Genomic DNA, 13,875 nt, shown 5'->3' with positions numbered 1-13,875 from the left:
GGTCAGCGCGTCCGACCCGCGGCGCTCAGCGGCACGGACGTGGTGGCGACGATGCGCTCCAGGATCTCGACCACGGCCGCCTGGCCGCTCCCGCGTCGGCCGAGCGCGCGCCCGGTCGCGACGAGCCGGTGGCCGAGCACCGGGGCCGCCAGCGCGTCGACGTCGTCGGGCAGCACGAAGTCGCGGCCGTCGAGCGCGGCGCGGGTCTTCGCGGCCCGGATGAGCTGGAGGGTGGCGCGGGGGCTCGCGCCGAGGCGGATGTCCTCGTGGCCGCGCGTGGCCTGCACGATCGCCACGGCGTAGCGCGCGACGGGGTCGGACACGTAGACGCCGCGGGCCGCGTGCATCATCGCGTCGAGGTCGTCGGCGTCGACCACGGGCCGCAGCTCGTCGAGCGGGCTGACCGTGTCGCGGTCGCGGAGCATCGCGAGCTCGGCGGACGCGTCCGGGTAGCCCATGGAGATCCGGGCCATGAAGCGGTCGCGCTGGGCCTCGGGGAGCGCGTACGTGCCCTCCATCTCGACGGGGTTCTGCGTGGCGACCACCGTGAACGGCTGCTGGAGCCCGTGCGTGACGCCGTCGACCGTGACCTGCCCCTCCTCCATGCACTCGAGGAGGGCGGACTGGGTCTTGGGGCTCGCGCGGTTGATCTCGTCGCCGATGACGATGTTCGCGAACACGGCGCCCGGCTGGAACTCGAAGCGGTGGTCCGCCTGGCTGTACACGGAGACGCCCGTGACGTCCGAGGGCAGCAGGTCGGGCGTGAACTGGATGCGGTTGACCGTGCAGTCGACGCTCCGCGCCAGCGCCTTGGCGAGCATGGTCTTGCCGACGCCGGGCACGTCCTCGATGAGGAGGTGGCCGCCGGACAGGAAGACGGTGAGCGCCATGCGGGTGGCGTCCTGCTTGCCGGACATGACGGCGTCGACGTTGCCGAGGATGAGCTCGGCGAGCCGGCGCACCTCCGTCAGCGGCATCGACGCGGATCCGCGCGGGGCCGTCGCGTGGGCCCCCGTCCGCGGGGCGGGGTGGATGCGGGCGGGCGCTGCGCCCGATCCGCCGTGCAGGGGAACGGACTCGGACTCGGGGCTCGTCACGCAGATCCTCCAGCGTCGTGGGCGTCCTCGCAGCATACGTCAGCGCCCCGGGCGCGTCCGGGGAGCGGCCGTGAGCGGCTGGGCCCCTCGCCGGCGCGGTCGCGGGGCGCGCGGGAGGCGGGCGCGGCGGCGGTGCGGCCGGTAGCGTGGACGCCCGTGCACCCCGCCCCGAGCATCTCCGTCCCGCGCCCCGTCGGACGCCCGTCGTGACCCGCATCGTCGCCGGGTTCGCCGGCTCCCTCGTGCTCCGCGTCCCGAGGACGGGCACGCGCCCCACGAGCGACCGCGTGCGCGAGGCCCTCTTCTCCGGGCTCGAGGCCCGCGACGCGCTCGACGGCGCGCGCGTGCTCGACCTCTACGCCGGATCCGGCGCCCTGGGACTCGAGGCGGCCAGCCGGGGCGCGCGCGAGGTGGTGCTCGTGGAGCGGGCGACGCCCGCCGCGGCCGTGTGCCGGTCGAACGCGCGCATCCTCGAGGGCGCGGCCCCGCGCGGCGCCGACCTCGCGATCCGCGTCGCCGCCCAGAGCGTGCACGCCTTCCTCCTCGGCGACCGCGGCACCTACGACGTCGCGTTCCTCGATCCGCCGTACGAGGTGGGCGACGCGGAGCTCGCCGAGGAGCTCGCCGCCCTCGCGCCGCGGCTCGCCGACGACGCGGTCGTCATGGTCGAGCGCAGCGCGCGGTCGGCCGAGCCGGCGTGGCCCGCGGGGATGGCGCTCGACCGGCGCCGGGCCTACGGCGACACCGTCGTGTGGTGGGCCGGGGCGGATCGGGGCTAGCGCGCCCCGTCCCAGTCGGCGTACGGGTCCCAGCCGCCCCGCGGGGTGCGCGGACCCGCGTAGGGCGCGCCGTCGACCGTGACCGCCGGTCCCCCGGCATCCGCCTCCCGCACGACGCCGACGACCCGGAACGACGCCGGGAGCGTCGCGTCCGCCGGGAACGCGGCGACGAGGCCGTGGTCCTCCCCGCCCGTGAGGACGAGGTCGAGCGCGACGGGCGGGAGCGCCGGATGCGCGTCCGCGACCCGGCGGACGTCCTCGGCGAGGGCCGCGGTGTCGAGGTCGATGCCCACGCCGCTCGCGCGCGCCATCCGGGCGAGGTCGAGGAGCGGGCCGTCGGAGACGTCGAGCATCGCGGTGGCCCCCGCGCGTGCCGCCTCGACGCCGGCGGCGATGGGCGCGACGGGCGAGAGCTGCGCCTCCACCGCAGCCGGATGCGCGGCCCGGAGCGCCCGCGCGAGGGCAGCGTCGGGGACGGGCTCGCCGCCGGGCACGGCCCGCCGCGCGTGGTCGAACAGCAGCCGGACGCCGGCGGCCGCCATGCCGAGCGCGCCCGCCACCGCGATCACGTCGCCGGGCCGCGCGCCGGAGCGGAGCACGGGCGCGCGGCCCTCGAGGTCCCCCGTCGCCGTCACCGTGAGGACGAGCGCGTCGGAGACGGAGAGGTCGCCGCCGACCACGCCGCAGCCGGGCGCCTGGATCCGGCAGCCGTCGCGGAGCCCGTCGGCCAGCGCCTCGAGGTCCCGGACCGGCGTGTCGGCCGGCGCGGCGATCGCGACCAGGAGCGCGGTCGGCCGGGCGCCCATCGCGGCCACGTCGGCGAGGTTCGAGGCGGCGGCGCGGCGTCCGAGGTCGTGCGGCGTCGACCACGCGCGGCGGAAGTCCGGGCCCTCCACCATCATGTCGGTCGTGATGACGAACCGGCCGTCGGGCGCCCGCACGACCGCGCAGTCGTCCCCCGGCCCGGCGTCGGCGGCGTCGGCCTCGGGCAGCCGGGGCAGGATCCGCGCCAGGGTCGCGAGCTCGCCCGCGCTGCCGAGGGTCGCGTCGTCGTCGGTCGCGGCGACGTCGGATCGTGCGTCCCCGGACGGCCCGGCCATCGGGCGGTCGGCGGGCGGGGGCGTCTCAGGAGTCGTCACGACTGCCACGGTAGCCTGGCCGCGATGACTCCCCGCCGCCCCGCCCGCGCCGTGCGCGCCGCCGCCGCCGTCGCCGCGTGCGGCATCACCGTCCTCCTCGCCGGATGCGCGCCCACCGTCTCGCTCGAGCCCGCGGCCGGCGCCGCGGATCCGCTCTGCGCCGACGTCGTCGTGCACCTCCCCGCGGAGCTCGGCACCGCGCCGCTGCGGGAGACCGACGCCCAGGGCACGGGCGCCTGGGGCGATCCGCAGAGCACGGTCATCCTGCGCTGCGGCGTCGCGACGCCCGGCCCCACGACCGACGCGTGCATCAGCTACGACGACGTCGACTGGGTCGAGGACGACTCGAAGGCCCCGAACATCCGGTACACCACCTTCGGGCGCACGCCCGCGGTCGAGGTCGTCATCGACTCCACGCAGGCGAGCTACACGGCGCTCACCGACCTCAGCGGTGTCGTCTCCGCCATCCCGCAGACCGACCGCTGCGTCAGCGCCCAGGACCTCGGCGTGGCCCCGCCGCCCGGGAGCTGACCGGCGCCTCGAGCGCGCGCGGCCCGCGTCCGCGGCGCTCCGCGACGACGATCCGGCTGGTGCGCCACCAGCGCCGCCACGGCAGCTCGTGCGGCCAGTGGGTCGTGAGCGACGCCATGCCCCGGCTCATCCGCAGCGGCAGGGTCGACGGGCGCGTCAGCGGCCGCATGCTGATCCCCATGCCGAGGTGCGGGTCGAGCACGATGCGCCGCTCGGGCCCGAGGTGCACGGACAGGTCGATGTCGTCGTGCAGGTGCGTCCCCTTGCGGTGCACCTCGTGGCGCACCTGGCGCCAGGCGTCCGCGCGCAGCGCGAAGTTGGATCCGAAGAGCGGCGGGTGCCCGAGCGCGAGCGTCACCGAGGCGAAGTACGCACCGAGGTAGGCGACGGCGGCCACCCCGCGGAGCGCGCGCGGGCCGTCGAGGAAGCGCGCCGCGCCCGTGACGGCGGCGACGTCGGGGCGCGCGGCGAGCACGTCGCCGAGCCGCTCGATCCAGTCCGCGGGCGGCACGCAGTCGGCGTCGAGCCGCGCGATCACCTCGTGCCGGGCGGCGTCGTAGCCGGTCGACGCGGCGGCCGGGATCCCCACTACCGGCTCGTGCACGACGCGCGCGCCGGCCGCGCGGGCGACCTCCGCGCTGTCGTCGCGGGAGGCGTTGTCGACGACCACGACCTCGTCGGGCGCGACCGTCTGCCCCGCGAGGGCCCGGAGGCAGGCGCGCAGGTGCCCGGCGTCGTCGCGGACGGGGATCACGACGGAGACGGTGGGCCGACGGAGGGACGGGGACCCGCCCGCCGGCCGGCGCACGACGGCGGGGAGCCGGCCCGCGGGGCGCACGGGGACCCCGATCCGGGCGTCGGGGTGGAGGAGGGGCCGGGCGACGGATCGTCCTACGAGCATGCGTCCGAGCCTAGGCTCTCGCCGTCGCGGCGGCCCGGGCTCGGCCGTGCGCGGATGCGCCGCGCGACTCCCCCGGGCCGTCCGCCGTCGACCGGCTCAGGCGCGACGGCCCTCCGCCTCCCACGCGAGCGCCACGTCGAGGAGCTCGGAGATGAGGTCGGGGTACGCCACGCCCGACGCGGCCCAGCAGGCCGGGAACATCGAGATGGGCGTGAAGCCGGGCATCGTGTTGATCTCGTTGAGCACGAAGCCGTCGGCCGTGAGGAAGAAGTCCACGCGCGCGAGGCCGCGGGCGTCGACGGCCCGGAAGGCGCGCACCGACAGCTCCTGCATCTCAGCCAGCTGATCCGCGGTCATGTCCGCCGGGCAGACCAGCTCGATGCCGTCGGCGCCCAGGTACTTGGCCTCGAAGTCGTAGAACGCGCGTCCGGAGACGACGATCTCGCCCGCGACGGACGCGCGCGGGGCGGCGCCCGGCCCGCCGTCGAGGATCGCGCACTCCACCTCGCGGCCGACGAGGCCGGCCTCGACGAGCACGCGGTCGTCCTCGCGGAAGGCGGTCGCGAGGGCGGCGTCGAGCTCCCCCGCCTCCGCGACGCGGCTCACGCCGACGCTGGATCCGGCGCGCGCCGGCTTCACGAACGCCGGCAGGGCGAGCCCCGCGGCCCGCGCGCGGACCGCCTCGGGGTCGGCCTCCCACTCGCGGCGCGTCACGGTGGTCCACGGCGCCACGGCGATGCCGGCGTCGCGCAGCACGGTCTTCGCGAAGTGCTTGTCCATGCCGAGCGCGGAGGCGAGCACGCCCGAGCCGACGTACGGGAGGCCGGCGAGCTCGAGCATCCCCTGGACGGTGCCGTCCTCGCCCTGCGTGCCGTGGAGGATCGGGAACACGACGTCGACGCGCCCGAGGGAGCGCTCGGCGCCGTCGGCGTCGCGCACGCGGAGCTCCCGCGAGGACGCGTCCTCGGGCCAGCGCACGCGGGTGCCGTTCTCGATGACCTCGGGCAGGGCCTCGGCGTCGAGTGCGAGGGCGGACGCGTCGTCCGCCTGCAGCGTCATGGCGCCGCCGCGGGTGATGCCCACCGGGATCACCTCGAAGCGGTCGCGGTCGAGGGCGCCGAGGACGCCGCTCGCGGTGGCGCAGCTGATGGAGTGCTCGCTGGAGGTCCCGCCGAACAGCAGGACGACGCGGATGCGGTCGGCCATGGTCATTCCCCCTGAGGAGTGTCGTCGTCGGTCGTGAGGTGCGGGGCGATGTCGCGCGGCGAGAGCGTGCCCGCGAGCACCTGCGACACCTGCTCGACGATGGGCATCACCACGCCGCGCTGGCGGGCGAGCTCGAGCACGGGCGCCACGGAGGAGAGCCCCTCGGCGGTCTGCTGCATGCGCGTCACGACGTCGCCGAAGCTGTAGCCCTGGCCGAGCAGTCGCCCGGCCGTGTTGTTGCGGGACAGCGACGACTCGCACGTCGCGATCAGGTCGCCGAGCCCCGCGAGCCCCGCGAGGGTCTCGGCGCGCGCGCCGTACGCCACGGAGAAGGCGGTCATCTCGGCGAGGCCGCGGGTGATGATCGACGCCTTGGTGTTCTCGCCGTAGCCCACGCCGTCGACGATGCCGACCGCGACGGCGATGAGGTTCTTGAGCACGCCGCCGAACTCGGTGCCGATCACGTCGGTGTTCACGAAGGAGCGGAAGTAGGGGTTGCGCGCGATCTTCGCGATGCGCTCGGCCGTGGCCGGGTCCGCCGACGACACGACGGCCGCGGTGGGCTGCTCGCGCGCGATCTCGAGCGCCAGGTTCGGGCCCGACGCGACGGCGATGCGCTCGGGGCCGAGCCCCAGCGTCTCCGCGATGACCTCGCTCATGCGGAGGCCCGTGCCCTTCTCGACGCCCTTCATCAGGCTGACCACGACGGCGTCGGACGGGATGAGGTCCCGGGCGGCCTCGAGGTTCTGGCGCAGCGTCTGGCTGGGGACCGACACGAACACGTCGGTGGCGCCGTCGAGCACGCGCTCGAGGGACGCGTCCGCCGTGAGGCGCCGCGGGAGGTTGACGCCCGGCAGGTAGTCGCTGTTGCGCTGCGCCTCGGAGATCTCCCGGGCGAGCTCGGGGCGGCGCGCCCACATGAGCACGTCGCTGCCGCCGTCGGCCATGACCTTGGCGAAGGTGGTGCCCCAGCTGCCGGCGCCGAGGACGACGACCCGGCGGCGCTCCCCCGCGTCGGCGGACGCGGATGCGCTGGCGGACGCGTCCGCGCTCGGGGCGGTGGATCCTGCGGGTCGGGGGCTCGCGGTCGCGTCACTCAAATCGGCCGGTCTCCTTCTGGTTGTTCGAGCGGGGGTCCCAGCGCTCGGTCGGGGCGGTCTCGCCGCGGAGCTCCTCGAGGAGCTCCGTGATGGCGGCCATGACGACCGCGGTCGCCTCGGTCAGGGTCGCGGAGTCTAGGCTCCGGTCGCGGAAGCGCGAGAGGTCGACGGGCTCGCCGACGGCCACGTGGATGGTCGAGCGCGGGAACAGGCGCACGCGCTTGGAGTACCGCCCCATCAGCTCCTGCGTGCCCCAGTGGGCCGTCGGGATCACCGGGATGCCGGCCTGCAGCGCGAGCCGCACGGCGCCGGTCTTGCCCCGCATCGGCCAGAGGTCGGGGTCGCGCGTCAGCGTGCCCTCGGGGTAGACGACGACGATCCGGCCGTCGCTCGCGAGGTCCTTCGCGGCCGAGATGGCCTCGCCGCCGCGGACGCCGCCGTCGCGCTGCACGGGGATCTGCCCCGAGCGGCGGAGGAACCAGCCCACCACCGGCACGTCGAACAGCGACGCCTTCGCGAGGAACCGGGGCAGCCGTCCCAGCTTCCAGGCGACCGCGCCCATGACGACCGGGTCGATCTCGCTGTAGTGGTTCGGCGCGAGCACGTAGGAGCCCGTGCGGGGCAGCCGCTCGGGGTGCCGGATGTCGAAGCGGACGGCCGCGTTCAGCACCGGGAGCACGAGGGCGGCCAGCACCCAGAAGATCGACGGTCGGGCCTTCTCGTTCGCCATGGATGCTCCGGTCGGGTCGCGGTCGTCGTCGGTCGCCCGCCGGGTGGGATCCGCCCGGCGGATGGCCGGGCGCGTCCCTGGGGACGCGCCCGGCCGGCGTGGGCGGCGCGGTGCGCCGCCGGCGAGGCTATCCCTCGTAGGAGAAGTCCGCGCCGAGCTGGCGCAGCTTCCCGATGAAGTCCTCGTAGCCGCGGGAGATGATCCCCACATTGCTGACGGTGGACCGGCCCTCGGCCGTGAGCGCGGCGATGAGGTGGCTGAAGCCGCCGCGGAGGTCCGGCACGGTGATGTCCGCGCCGTGGAGGTGCGTCGGTCCGGTGATGACCGCGGCCTGCTCGAAGTCGCGACGCGCGACGCGGCGCTCGTGGCCCTCGAGGCCCTCCTTGTGCACGACGATGTCGGCGCCCATCTCGTTGAGCGCGTCCGTGAAGCCGAAGCGGTTCTCGTACACGGTCTCGTGGATGATCGAGACGCCGGGCGCCTGCGTGAGCGCCACGACGAGCGGCTGCTGCCAGTCCGTCATGAAGCCGGGGTGCACGTCGGTCTCGATGACGACGGGCTTGAGGTCGCCGCCCGGGTGGTAGAACCGGATGCCGTCCTCCTCGATGTCGAACGCGCCGCCGACCTTCCGGAACACGTTGAGGAAGGTCATCATCTCGGCCTGGCGCACGCCGCCGACGAAGATGTCGCCGCCGGTCGCGAGCGCGGCGGAGGCCCAGCTCGCGGCCTCGTTGCGGTCGAAGAGCGCGCGGTGCGTGTAGCCCTCGAGGCGGTCGACGCCCTCGATGAGGATCACGCGGTTCGGCTCCACGGAGATGATCGCGCCCATCTTCTGCAGGATCGCGATGAGGTCCATGATCTCGGGCTCGATGGCCGCGTTCTTCAGCTCCGTGACGCCCTTCGCGCGGACGCCCGTGAGGAGCACCTGCTCGGTCGCGCCGACGCTCGGGTAGGGCAGCTCGACGTTCGCGCCCTTCAGGCCGTCCGGCGCCGTGAGGCGGATGCCGCTCGGGAGCTTCTCGACGACCGCGCCGAACGCGCGCAGCGCGTCGAGGTGGAAGTCGATGGGGCGGTCGCCGATGCGGCAGCCGCCGAGGTCGGGGATGAACGCCTCGCCCAGGCGGTGCAGCAGCGGGCCGCAGAAGAGGATCGGGATCCGCGAGCTGCCGGCGTGCGCGTCGATGTCCGCCATGTGGGCGCTCTCGACGTCCTTCGGGTCGAGGATGAGGTCGCCCTCCTGCTCGCCCTTGCGGAGCGTCACGCCGTGCACCTCGAGGAGACCAGAGACGACGCGCACGTCGCTGATGTCCGGCACCGAGCGCAGGAGGCTGGGGCTCTCGCCGAGGAGCGAGGCGACCATGGCCTTCGTGGCCAGGTTCTTGGCCCCGCGGACCTCGATGCGGCCGCGCAGCGGGATGCCGCCGTTGATGACGATGGAGTCGGACAGGAGACCCACTCGCTCTCCCGCCTTCTTGGCGTCGCTGACTAGTGAGTTCATTCAGTTCTCCAGAGCTGCCGGCCGGGCCGGCAAGGTGCGCGGGCGCCATGAGGCCCGTCGGTGTTCGAAGGTGGTGATGGCGTCCTCGTCCCGGAGGGTGAGGGCGATGTCGTCGAGCCCCTCGAGGAGCCGCCACCGAGTGTATTCGTCGATCTCGAACGGGACCGTCAGGCCGGGTGCCGTGGCGATCCGCTCGACGAGGTCGACGGTGAGGTCGAGCCCGGGCTCCGCGTCCATCGCGGTCCACAGCCTCTCGACGTCGTCCTCCGTCACGATGCCCGTGAGGAGGCCCTGCTTCCCCGAGTTGCCCCGGAAGATGTCGCCGAACCTCGGGCTGAGCACGGCCCGGAAGCCGTAGTCGCGCAGCGCCCACACGGCGTGCTCGCGGGACGAGCCCGTGCCGAAGTCCGGACCGGCGACGAGGACGGTCGCGCCCTCGTAGGCCGGCTGGTTGATGAAGAAGTCGGGGTCCTTGCGCCACTGGAAGAAGAGCGCGTCCTCGAAGCCCGTCTTGGTGACGCGCTTGAGGAACTGGGCGGGGACGATCTGGTCGGTGTCGACGTTCGACTGCTTGAGCGGGACGCCGGTGCCGGTGACGCGGGTGATGGGCTCCACGGGTCAGGCCCCCTGTCCGACGGCGGCGGCCTGGCGGATCGCGTCGGCGTCGACGACGCCGGCCTCCTGCAGGTCCCACGGGCTCGACAGCGTGCCCCGGATGGCGGTGGCCGCGGCCACGAGCGGCGACACGAGGTGCGTGCGCCCGCCCTTGCCCTGGCGGCCCTCGAAGTTCCGGTTGCTGGTGGACGCGCAGCGCTCCCCCGGCGCGAGCTGGTCGGGGTTCATGCCGAGGCACATCGAGCAGCCGGCGAAGCGCCACTCGGCGCCGAAGTCGGTGAAGACCCGGTCGATGCCCTCGGCCTCGGCCTCGAGCCGCACGCGGGCGCTGCCCGGGACGACCATGACGCGGACGCCCTCGGCCTTGGTGCGGCCGCGCACGATCTCGGCGGCGGCGCGCAGGTCCTCGACGCGGCTGTTGGTGCAGGAGCCGATGAAGACCGTGTCGACCGGGATATCCTTCATGGGCGTGCCGGGGGCGAGGTCCATGTAGGCGAGGGCGCGCTCGGCGGCGGCGCGCTCGTTCGGGTCGGCGACGGCGGCGGGATCCGGCACGGGCTCGCTCAGCGAGACGCCCTGGCCGGGGTTCGTGCCCCAGGTGACGAACGGCTCCAGCGTGTCGGCGTCGAGGAGGACCTCGGCGTCGAAGACCGCGTCGTCGTCCGTGGCGAGCGTCTCCCAGTAGGCGACGGCCTCGTCCCAGTCGGCGCCCGTCGGGGCGTGCGGCCGGCCGCGGAGGTAGTCGTAGGTGGTCTGGTCGGGGGCGACCATGCCCGCGCGGGCACCGGCCTCGATGGACATGTTGCAGATCGTCATGCGGCCCTCCATGGAGAGCGAGCGGATGGCGCTGCCGCGGTACTCGAGCACGTAGCCCTGGCCGCCGCCCGTGCCGATCTTCGCGATGACCGCGAGGATGATGTCCTTGGCCGTCACGCCCGGTCGCAGCGTGCCCTCGACCGTGACCGCCATGGTCTTGAACGGCTGGAGCGGCAGGGTCTGCGTGGCCATGACGTGCTCGACCTCGCTCGTGCCGATGCCGAACGCCATGGCGCCGAACGCGCCGTGGGTGGACGTGTGCGAGTCGCCGCACACGACGGTGATGCCCGGCATCGTGAGCCCGAGCTGCGGGCCGACCACGTGGACGATGCCCTGCTCGATGTCGCCGAGGGAGTGCAGGCGGATGCCGAACTCCTCGGCGTTGGCGCGGAGCGTGTGGATCTGCGTTCGGCTCGTGAGGTCGGCGATGGGCTGGTCGATCCCGATCGTGGGCGTGTTGTGGTCCTCGGTCGCGATGGTGAGGTCCGGGCGGCGCACGGGGCGGCCGGCGAGACGGAGGCCGTCGAACGCCTGCGGGCTCGTGACCTCGTGCACGAGGTGGAGGTCGATGTAGAGGAGGTCGGGGGTGCCGTCCTCGCCCTCGGCGACCAGGTGGTCGGCCCACACCTTCTCGGCCAGGGTCTTCGCAGTCCGCACGCGGCTCTCCTCAGGGAAGGGGCGCGAGGGGCCCTCGCGCATCCTGGGAGTCTAACGCCGGGTGCCCGCGGCTATTCCTCGGGTGACGGCGCGCCCGCGGACCCGTCGTCGGACGGCTGCTCGTCGGAGGCCGCCTCGATCACGACGACCGTGACGTTGTCCCGGCCGCCGGACGCGAGGGCCTGGGCGACCAGGGCGTCCGCGGCGCGGTCGACGCCGCCGCCGTCCTCGTGGGCCAGGCGCAGGACCGCGTCGATGGCGTCGTCGTCGAGCTCCTTGGTGAGGCCGTCGGAGCAGATGAGGAAGACCTGGTGGGCGGAGACGGGCAGCAGCCACTCGTCCGCGGCCACCTCGTCGTGCGAGCCGACGGCCCGCGTGATGAGGTTCCGCACCGGGCTGCGCTCGGCCTCCGCGCGCGTCATGCGCCCCTGGTCGACGAGCTCCTGCACGGCCGAGTGGTCGACCGTGACCTGCTGCAGCCGCCCGTCGATCCACGCGTAGACGCGCGAGTCCCCGACGTTGAAGACCATCCAGAGGGGCTCGCCGTCCTCGGCCCGCACGAGCGCGATGCCGGCGAGCGTGGTGCCGGCCACCGTGCCGGGCGGGTCGTCGCCCGTGATGAGGTCGCCGATCGCCTCGTTCGACGCGTCGACCGCCTCCACGATGAGGTCGCGCGTCACGGGCTGGTCGCCCGTCAGCCCGCCGAAGGTCTCGACCAGCGTGGCGCTCGCGCGGTCGCCGAACGCGTGCCCGCCCATGCCGTCGGCCACGAGCCACACCGGCGGATCCGCCAGGAGCCCGTCCTCGTTCACGGCGCGGACGCTGCCCACGTCGGTGCGGGCGGCCCACGAGACGTCGATGCGCCTCCCGCCGATCGCGATGCTGCGGGCGTCGGTCACCGCTCGGACCGGTCCTCGTCGGCGCGCTCGACCGACGCGGCCTCCGCGCCGGCGCCGGTGACGGGCGTGCCGTCCGCGCGCATCTTGACGAGGCTCGCGACCGTCGCGACCAGCATCGAGGCGAGGATCACCACGAGGCTCACCACGGTCGGGATCTCGGGCGCCCACTCGATCCCCTGCCCGCCGTTGACGAACGGCAGGGTGTTCTCGTGCAAGGCGTGCAGCACGAGCTTCACGCCGATGAAGAAGAGGATGAACGCGATCCCGTACTTGAGGTACACGAGCCGGTCGAGCAGCCCGCCCAGCAGGAAGTAGAGCTGGCGGAGGCCCATCAGGGCGAAGATGTTCGCGGTGAAGACGATGAACGGCGACTCGGTGATGCCGAAGATGGCCGGGATCGAGTCGAGCGCGAAGATCAGGTCCGTGGTGCCGATCGAGACGAACACGATCACCATCGGCGTGAGCACCTTGCGGCCGTCGATGACCGTGCGCACCTTGGAGCCGTCGAAGTCCGGCGCGATCTTGAGGCGCCGGCGGAGGAACCGGATGAAGAGCGAGTCCTCGCTGTCCTCGTCCTCGTCGCCCACCGCCTGCTTGACGGCCGTGTAGAGGAGGAACGCGCCGAAGATGTAGAAGATCCAGCTGTAGCTCTCGATGAGCTCGGCGCCCAGGAGGATGAAGATCCCGCGCAGCACCAGCGCGATGATGATGCCCACCATCAGCACCTCCTGCTGGTACTTCCGGGGCACGCTGAAGCGCCCCATGATGATGACGAAGACGAACAGGTTGTCGATGCTGAGGCTGTACTCGGTGAGCCAGCCCGCCACGAACTGGCCCGCGTGCTCGGGCCCGCCGACGATGAGCATGATGACCGCGAACACCAGCGCGAGGCCCACGTAGAACGCGACCCAGAGGGCCGACTCCTTCGTGGACGGCACGTGCGGGCGCCGGTACACGATGAGCAGGTCGGCGACGAGGACGACGACCAGGATCGTCAACGAGACGATCTCGAACAGGGGTGGGAGGACCAGGGGCACGCGGACGCCTTCTTCAGCGGGAGGGAGGGGGAGGCGGCACGAGGACGCCTCGACGAAACTACAGGTCGTCCGACGGGTTGTTCACAATTCCCTCATGCGGGGCATCCGGCCAGCGGCCCCGCACTACGTTGATGGACCATGACACGAGAGGGACGCCCCATGGCCGTACTGGCGAACGAGCTCGATCCCCGCGACCGCGTCGCCGACGACGCCGCCCCGAGGCGACGGGGGCCCCGCACCTCCGGCGACGCGCGCGCGAGCATCATCGACGCGGCCCGCATGCTGTTCATCGAGTCCGGCGCCGACCGGGTGAGCGCCCGGCGCATCGCCGCGACGGCCGGAGTCGACCCGAGCCTCGTCCGCTACTACTTCGGCTCGCTGGAGGCGCTCCTCGAGGAGGCGCTGCGCCCCTCGGAGGACCTGGTCGCCCCGTACCTGCGCCTCCGCGAGCTGCCCGTCGAGGAGCGCGGCGCCGCCCTCGTCGACGCGGCGCTGCACACGTGGGAGCATCCGGTGGGGTCCACCATCATGCGCTGGGTCACCGTCTCGTCGGACCACGACAGCGGCGCGTACCGCCGCTTCGTCGAGGCCGCTCCGCAGCACTGGACCAACGCGCTGCCCGAGGGCACGCCCCCCGAGGAGGCGGACATCCGCAACTCCCTCGTCGGCGCCGCGCTCGGCGGCATCGCCATCACGCGCTACATCTGGCGCAGCGAGCCCATCGCGAGCATGTCGCGCGAGATGGTCGTCGCGCTCCACGGTCCCGTCGTGCAGGGCTTCCTCACCGGCCCGCTGCCCGATCTGCCGGCCGCGGACGCCGCGAAGCCCGCGGCCTGACCGCCCGGCGGCCGACCCGCGCGTGACGCGGGT

At 74.0% G+C, this 13,875-nt stretch carries 14 protein-coding genes; 3 read left to right on the top strand and 11 right to left on the bottom strand.

Going from position 1 to position 13,875, the window contains the following annotated elements:
• Positions 1-2: 2 nt before the first annotated feature.
• Positions 3-977: an AAA family ATPase gene (locus FGG90_RS02655; protein WP_094131517.1), complete on the bottom strand. Its 975-nt coding sequence runs from the start codon at positions 975-977 to the stop codon at positions 3-5.
• A 326-nt stretch (positions 978-1,303) separates the two neighbouring features.
• Between FGG90_RS02655 and rsmD the strand changes: the two genes are divergently transcribed.
• Complete coding sequence (rsmD, locus tag FGG90_RS02650; protein ID WP_094130704.1) at positions 1,304-1,876, top strand: 16S rRNA (guanine(966)-N(2))-methyltransferase RsmD; 573 nt, start codon at positions 1,304-1,306, stop codon at positions 1,874-1,876.
• Here rsmD and FGG90_RS02645 read toward each other — a convergent pair.
• Complete coding sequence (locus FGG90_RS02645) at positions 1,873-3,015, bottom strand: thiamine-phosphate kinase (protein ID WP_378143254.1); 1,143 nt, start codon at positions 3,013-3,015, stop codon at positions 1,873-1,875. The genes rsmD and FGG90_RS02645 overlap by 4 nt on opposite strands.
• A gap of 24 nt (positions 3,016-3,039) precedes the next feature.
• Between FGG90_RS02645 and FGG90_RS02640 the strand changes: the two genes are divergently transcribed.
• Positions 3,040-3,546, top strand: a complete 507-nt coding sequence (locus tag FGG90_RS02640) for a DUF3515 family protein (RefSeq protein ID WP_094130708.1) — start codon at positions 3,040-3,042, stop codon at positions 3,544-3,546.
• Here FGG90_RS02640 and FGG90_RS02635 read toward each other — a convergent pair.
• The 9 genes from FGG90_RS02635 to FGG90_RS02595 form a co-directional block, all read right to left on the bottom strand.
• Positions 3,503-4,447: a glycosyltransferase family 2 protein gene (locus FGG90_RS02635; RefSeq protein WP_237583498.1), complete on the bottom strand. Its 945-nt coding sequence runs from the start codon at positions 4,445-4,447 to the stop codon at positions 3,503-3,505. The genes FGG90_RS02640 and FGG90_RS02635 overlap by 44 nt on opposite strands.
• A gap of 96 nt (positions 4,448-4,543) precedes the next feature.
• On the bottom strand, positions 4,544-5,653 hold the full coding sequence (locus FGG90_RS02630; RefSeq protein ID WP_094130710.1) for a D-alanine--D-alanine ligase family protein: 1,110 nt from the start codon (positions 5,651-5,653) through the stop codon (positions 4,544-4,546).
• A gap of 2 nt (positions 5,654-5,655) precedes the next feature.
• Positions 5,656-6,753: an NAD(P)H-dependent glycerol-3-phosphate dehydrogenase gene (locus FGG90_RS02625; protein ID WP_094130712.1), complete on the bottom strand. Its 1,098-nt coding sequence runs from the start codon at positions 6,751-6,753 to the stop codon at positions 5,656-5,658.
• Positions 6,746-7,483 (bottom strand): lysophospholipid acyltransferase family protein, encoded by a 738-nt coding sequence (locus FGG90_RS02620; RefSeq protein ID WP_094130714.1) that lies wholly within the window; start codon positions 7,481-7,483, stop codon positions 6,746-6,748. The genes FGG90_RS02625 and FGG90_RS02620 overlap by 8 nt, the downstream gene beginning before the upstream one ends.
• A 127-nt stretch (positions 7,484-7,610) precedes the next feature.
• Positions 7,611-8,981, bottom strand: coding sequence for a UDP-N-acetylglucosamine 1-carboxyvinyltransferase (gene murA, locus FGG90_RS02615; protein ID WP_063070740.1), 1,371 nt, complete (start codon positions 8,979-8,981; stop codon positions 7,611-7,613).
• Positions 8,982-9,596, bottom strand: coding sequence for a 3-isopropylmalate dehydratase small subunit (leuD, locus tag FGG90_RS02610; protein WP_094130716.1), 615 nt, complete (start codon positions 9,594-9,596; stop codon positions 8,982-8,984).
• Between the two features lie 3 nt (positions 9,597-9,599).
• Positions 9,600-11,111 (bottom strand): 3-isopropylmalate dehydratase large subunit, encoded by a 1,512-nt coding sequence (gene leuC / locus FGG90_RS02605; RefSeq protein ID WP_094130719.1) that lies wholly within the window; start codon positions 11,109-11,111, stop codon positions 9,600-9,602.
• A gap of 29 nt (positions 11,112-11,140) precedes the next feature.
• Entirely contained in the window at positions 11,141-11,968 is an 828-nt protein-coding gene (locus tag FGG90_RS02600) for a PP2C family protein-serine/threonine phosphatase (protein WP_094130721.1), read from the bottom strand.
• Positions 11,965-13,005 carry a TerC family protein gene (locus FGG90_RS02595; RefSeq protein WP_094130723.1) on the bottom strand — a complete coding sequence of 347 codons (1,041 nt, stop codon included), beginning with the start codon at positions 13,003-13,005 and terminating at the stop codon, positions 11,965-11,967. Before FGG90_RS02595 ends, FGG90_RS02600 begins: the two co-directional genes overlap by 4 nt.
• Before the next feature lie 159 nt (positions 13,006-13,164).
• Between FGG90_RS02595 and FGG90_RS02590 the strand changes: the two genes are divergently transcribed.
• The gene (locus tag FGG90_RS02590; protein WP_094130725.1) at positions 13,165-13,842 is read left to right on the top strand and encodes a TetR/AcrR family transcriptional regulator; all 678 of its coding nucleotides are present in this window, start codon (positions 13,165-13,167) and stop codon (positions 13,840-13,842) included.
• Positions 13,843-13,875: the final 33 nt, after the last annotated feature.

This window comes from Clavibacter michiganensis subsp. tessellarius (assembly GCF_021922985.1).
Lineage (GTDB): Bacteria > Actinomycetota > Actinomycetes > Actinomycetales > Microbacteriaceae > Clavibacter > Clavibacter tessellarius.
Note: the sequence above shows the minus strand (reverse complement) of the source record. Positions and strands in the feature narration are given on the sequence as shown.

Coding starts and splice junctions, on each gene's coding strand:
- FGG90_RS02655 (WP_094131517.1), bottom strand. CDS start 977: ATGCCGCTGACGGAGGTGCGCCGGCTCGCCGAGCTCATCCTCGGCAAC.
- FGG90_RS02640 (WP_094130708.1), top strand. CDS start 3,040: ATGACTCCCCGCCGCCCCGCCCGCGCCGTGCGCGCCGCCGCCGCCGTC.
- FGG90_RS02635 (WP_237583498.1), bottom strand. CDS start 4,447: ATGCTCGTAGGACGATCCGTCGCCCGGCCCCTCCTCCACCCCGACGCC.
- FGG90_RS02630 (WP_094130710.1), bottom strand. CDS start 5,653: ATGGCCGACCGCATCCGCGTCGTCCTGCTGTTCGGCGGGACCTCCAGC.
- FGG90_RS02620 (WP_094130714.1), bottom strand. CDS start 7,483: ATGGCGAACGAGAAGGCCCGACCGTCGATCTTCTGGGTGCTGGCCGCC.
- murA (WP_063070740.1), bottom strand. CDS start 8,981: ATGAACTCACTAGTCAGCGACGCCAAGAAGGCGGGAGAGCGAGTGGGT.
- leuC (WP_094130719.1), bottom strand. CDS start 11,111: ATGCGCGAGGGCCCCTCGCGCCCCTTCCCTGAGGAGAGCCGCGTGCGG.
- FGG90_RS02590 (WP_094130725.1), top strand. CDS start 13,165: ATGGCCGTACTGGCGAACGAGCTCGATCCCCGCGACCGCGTCGCCGAC.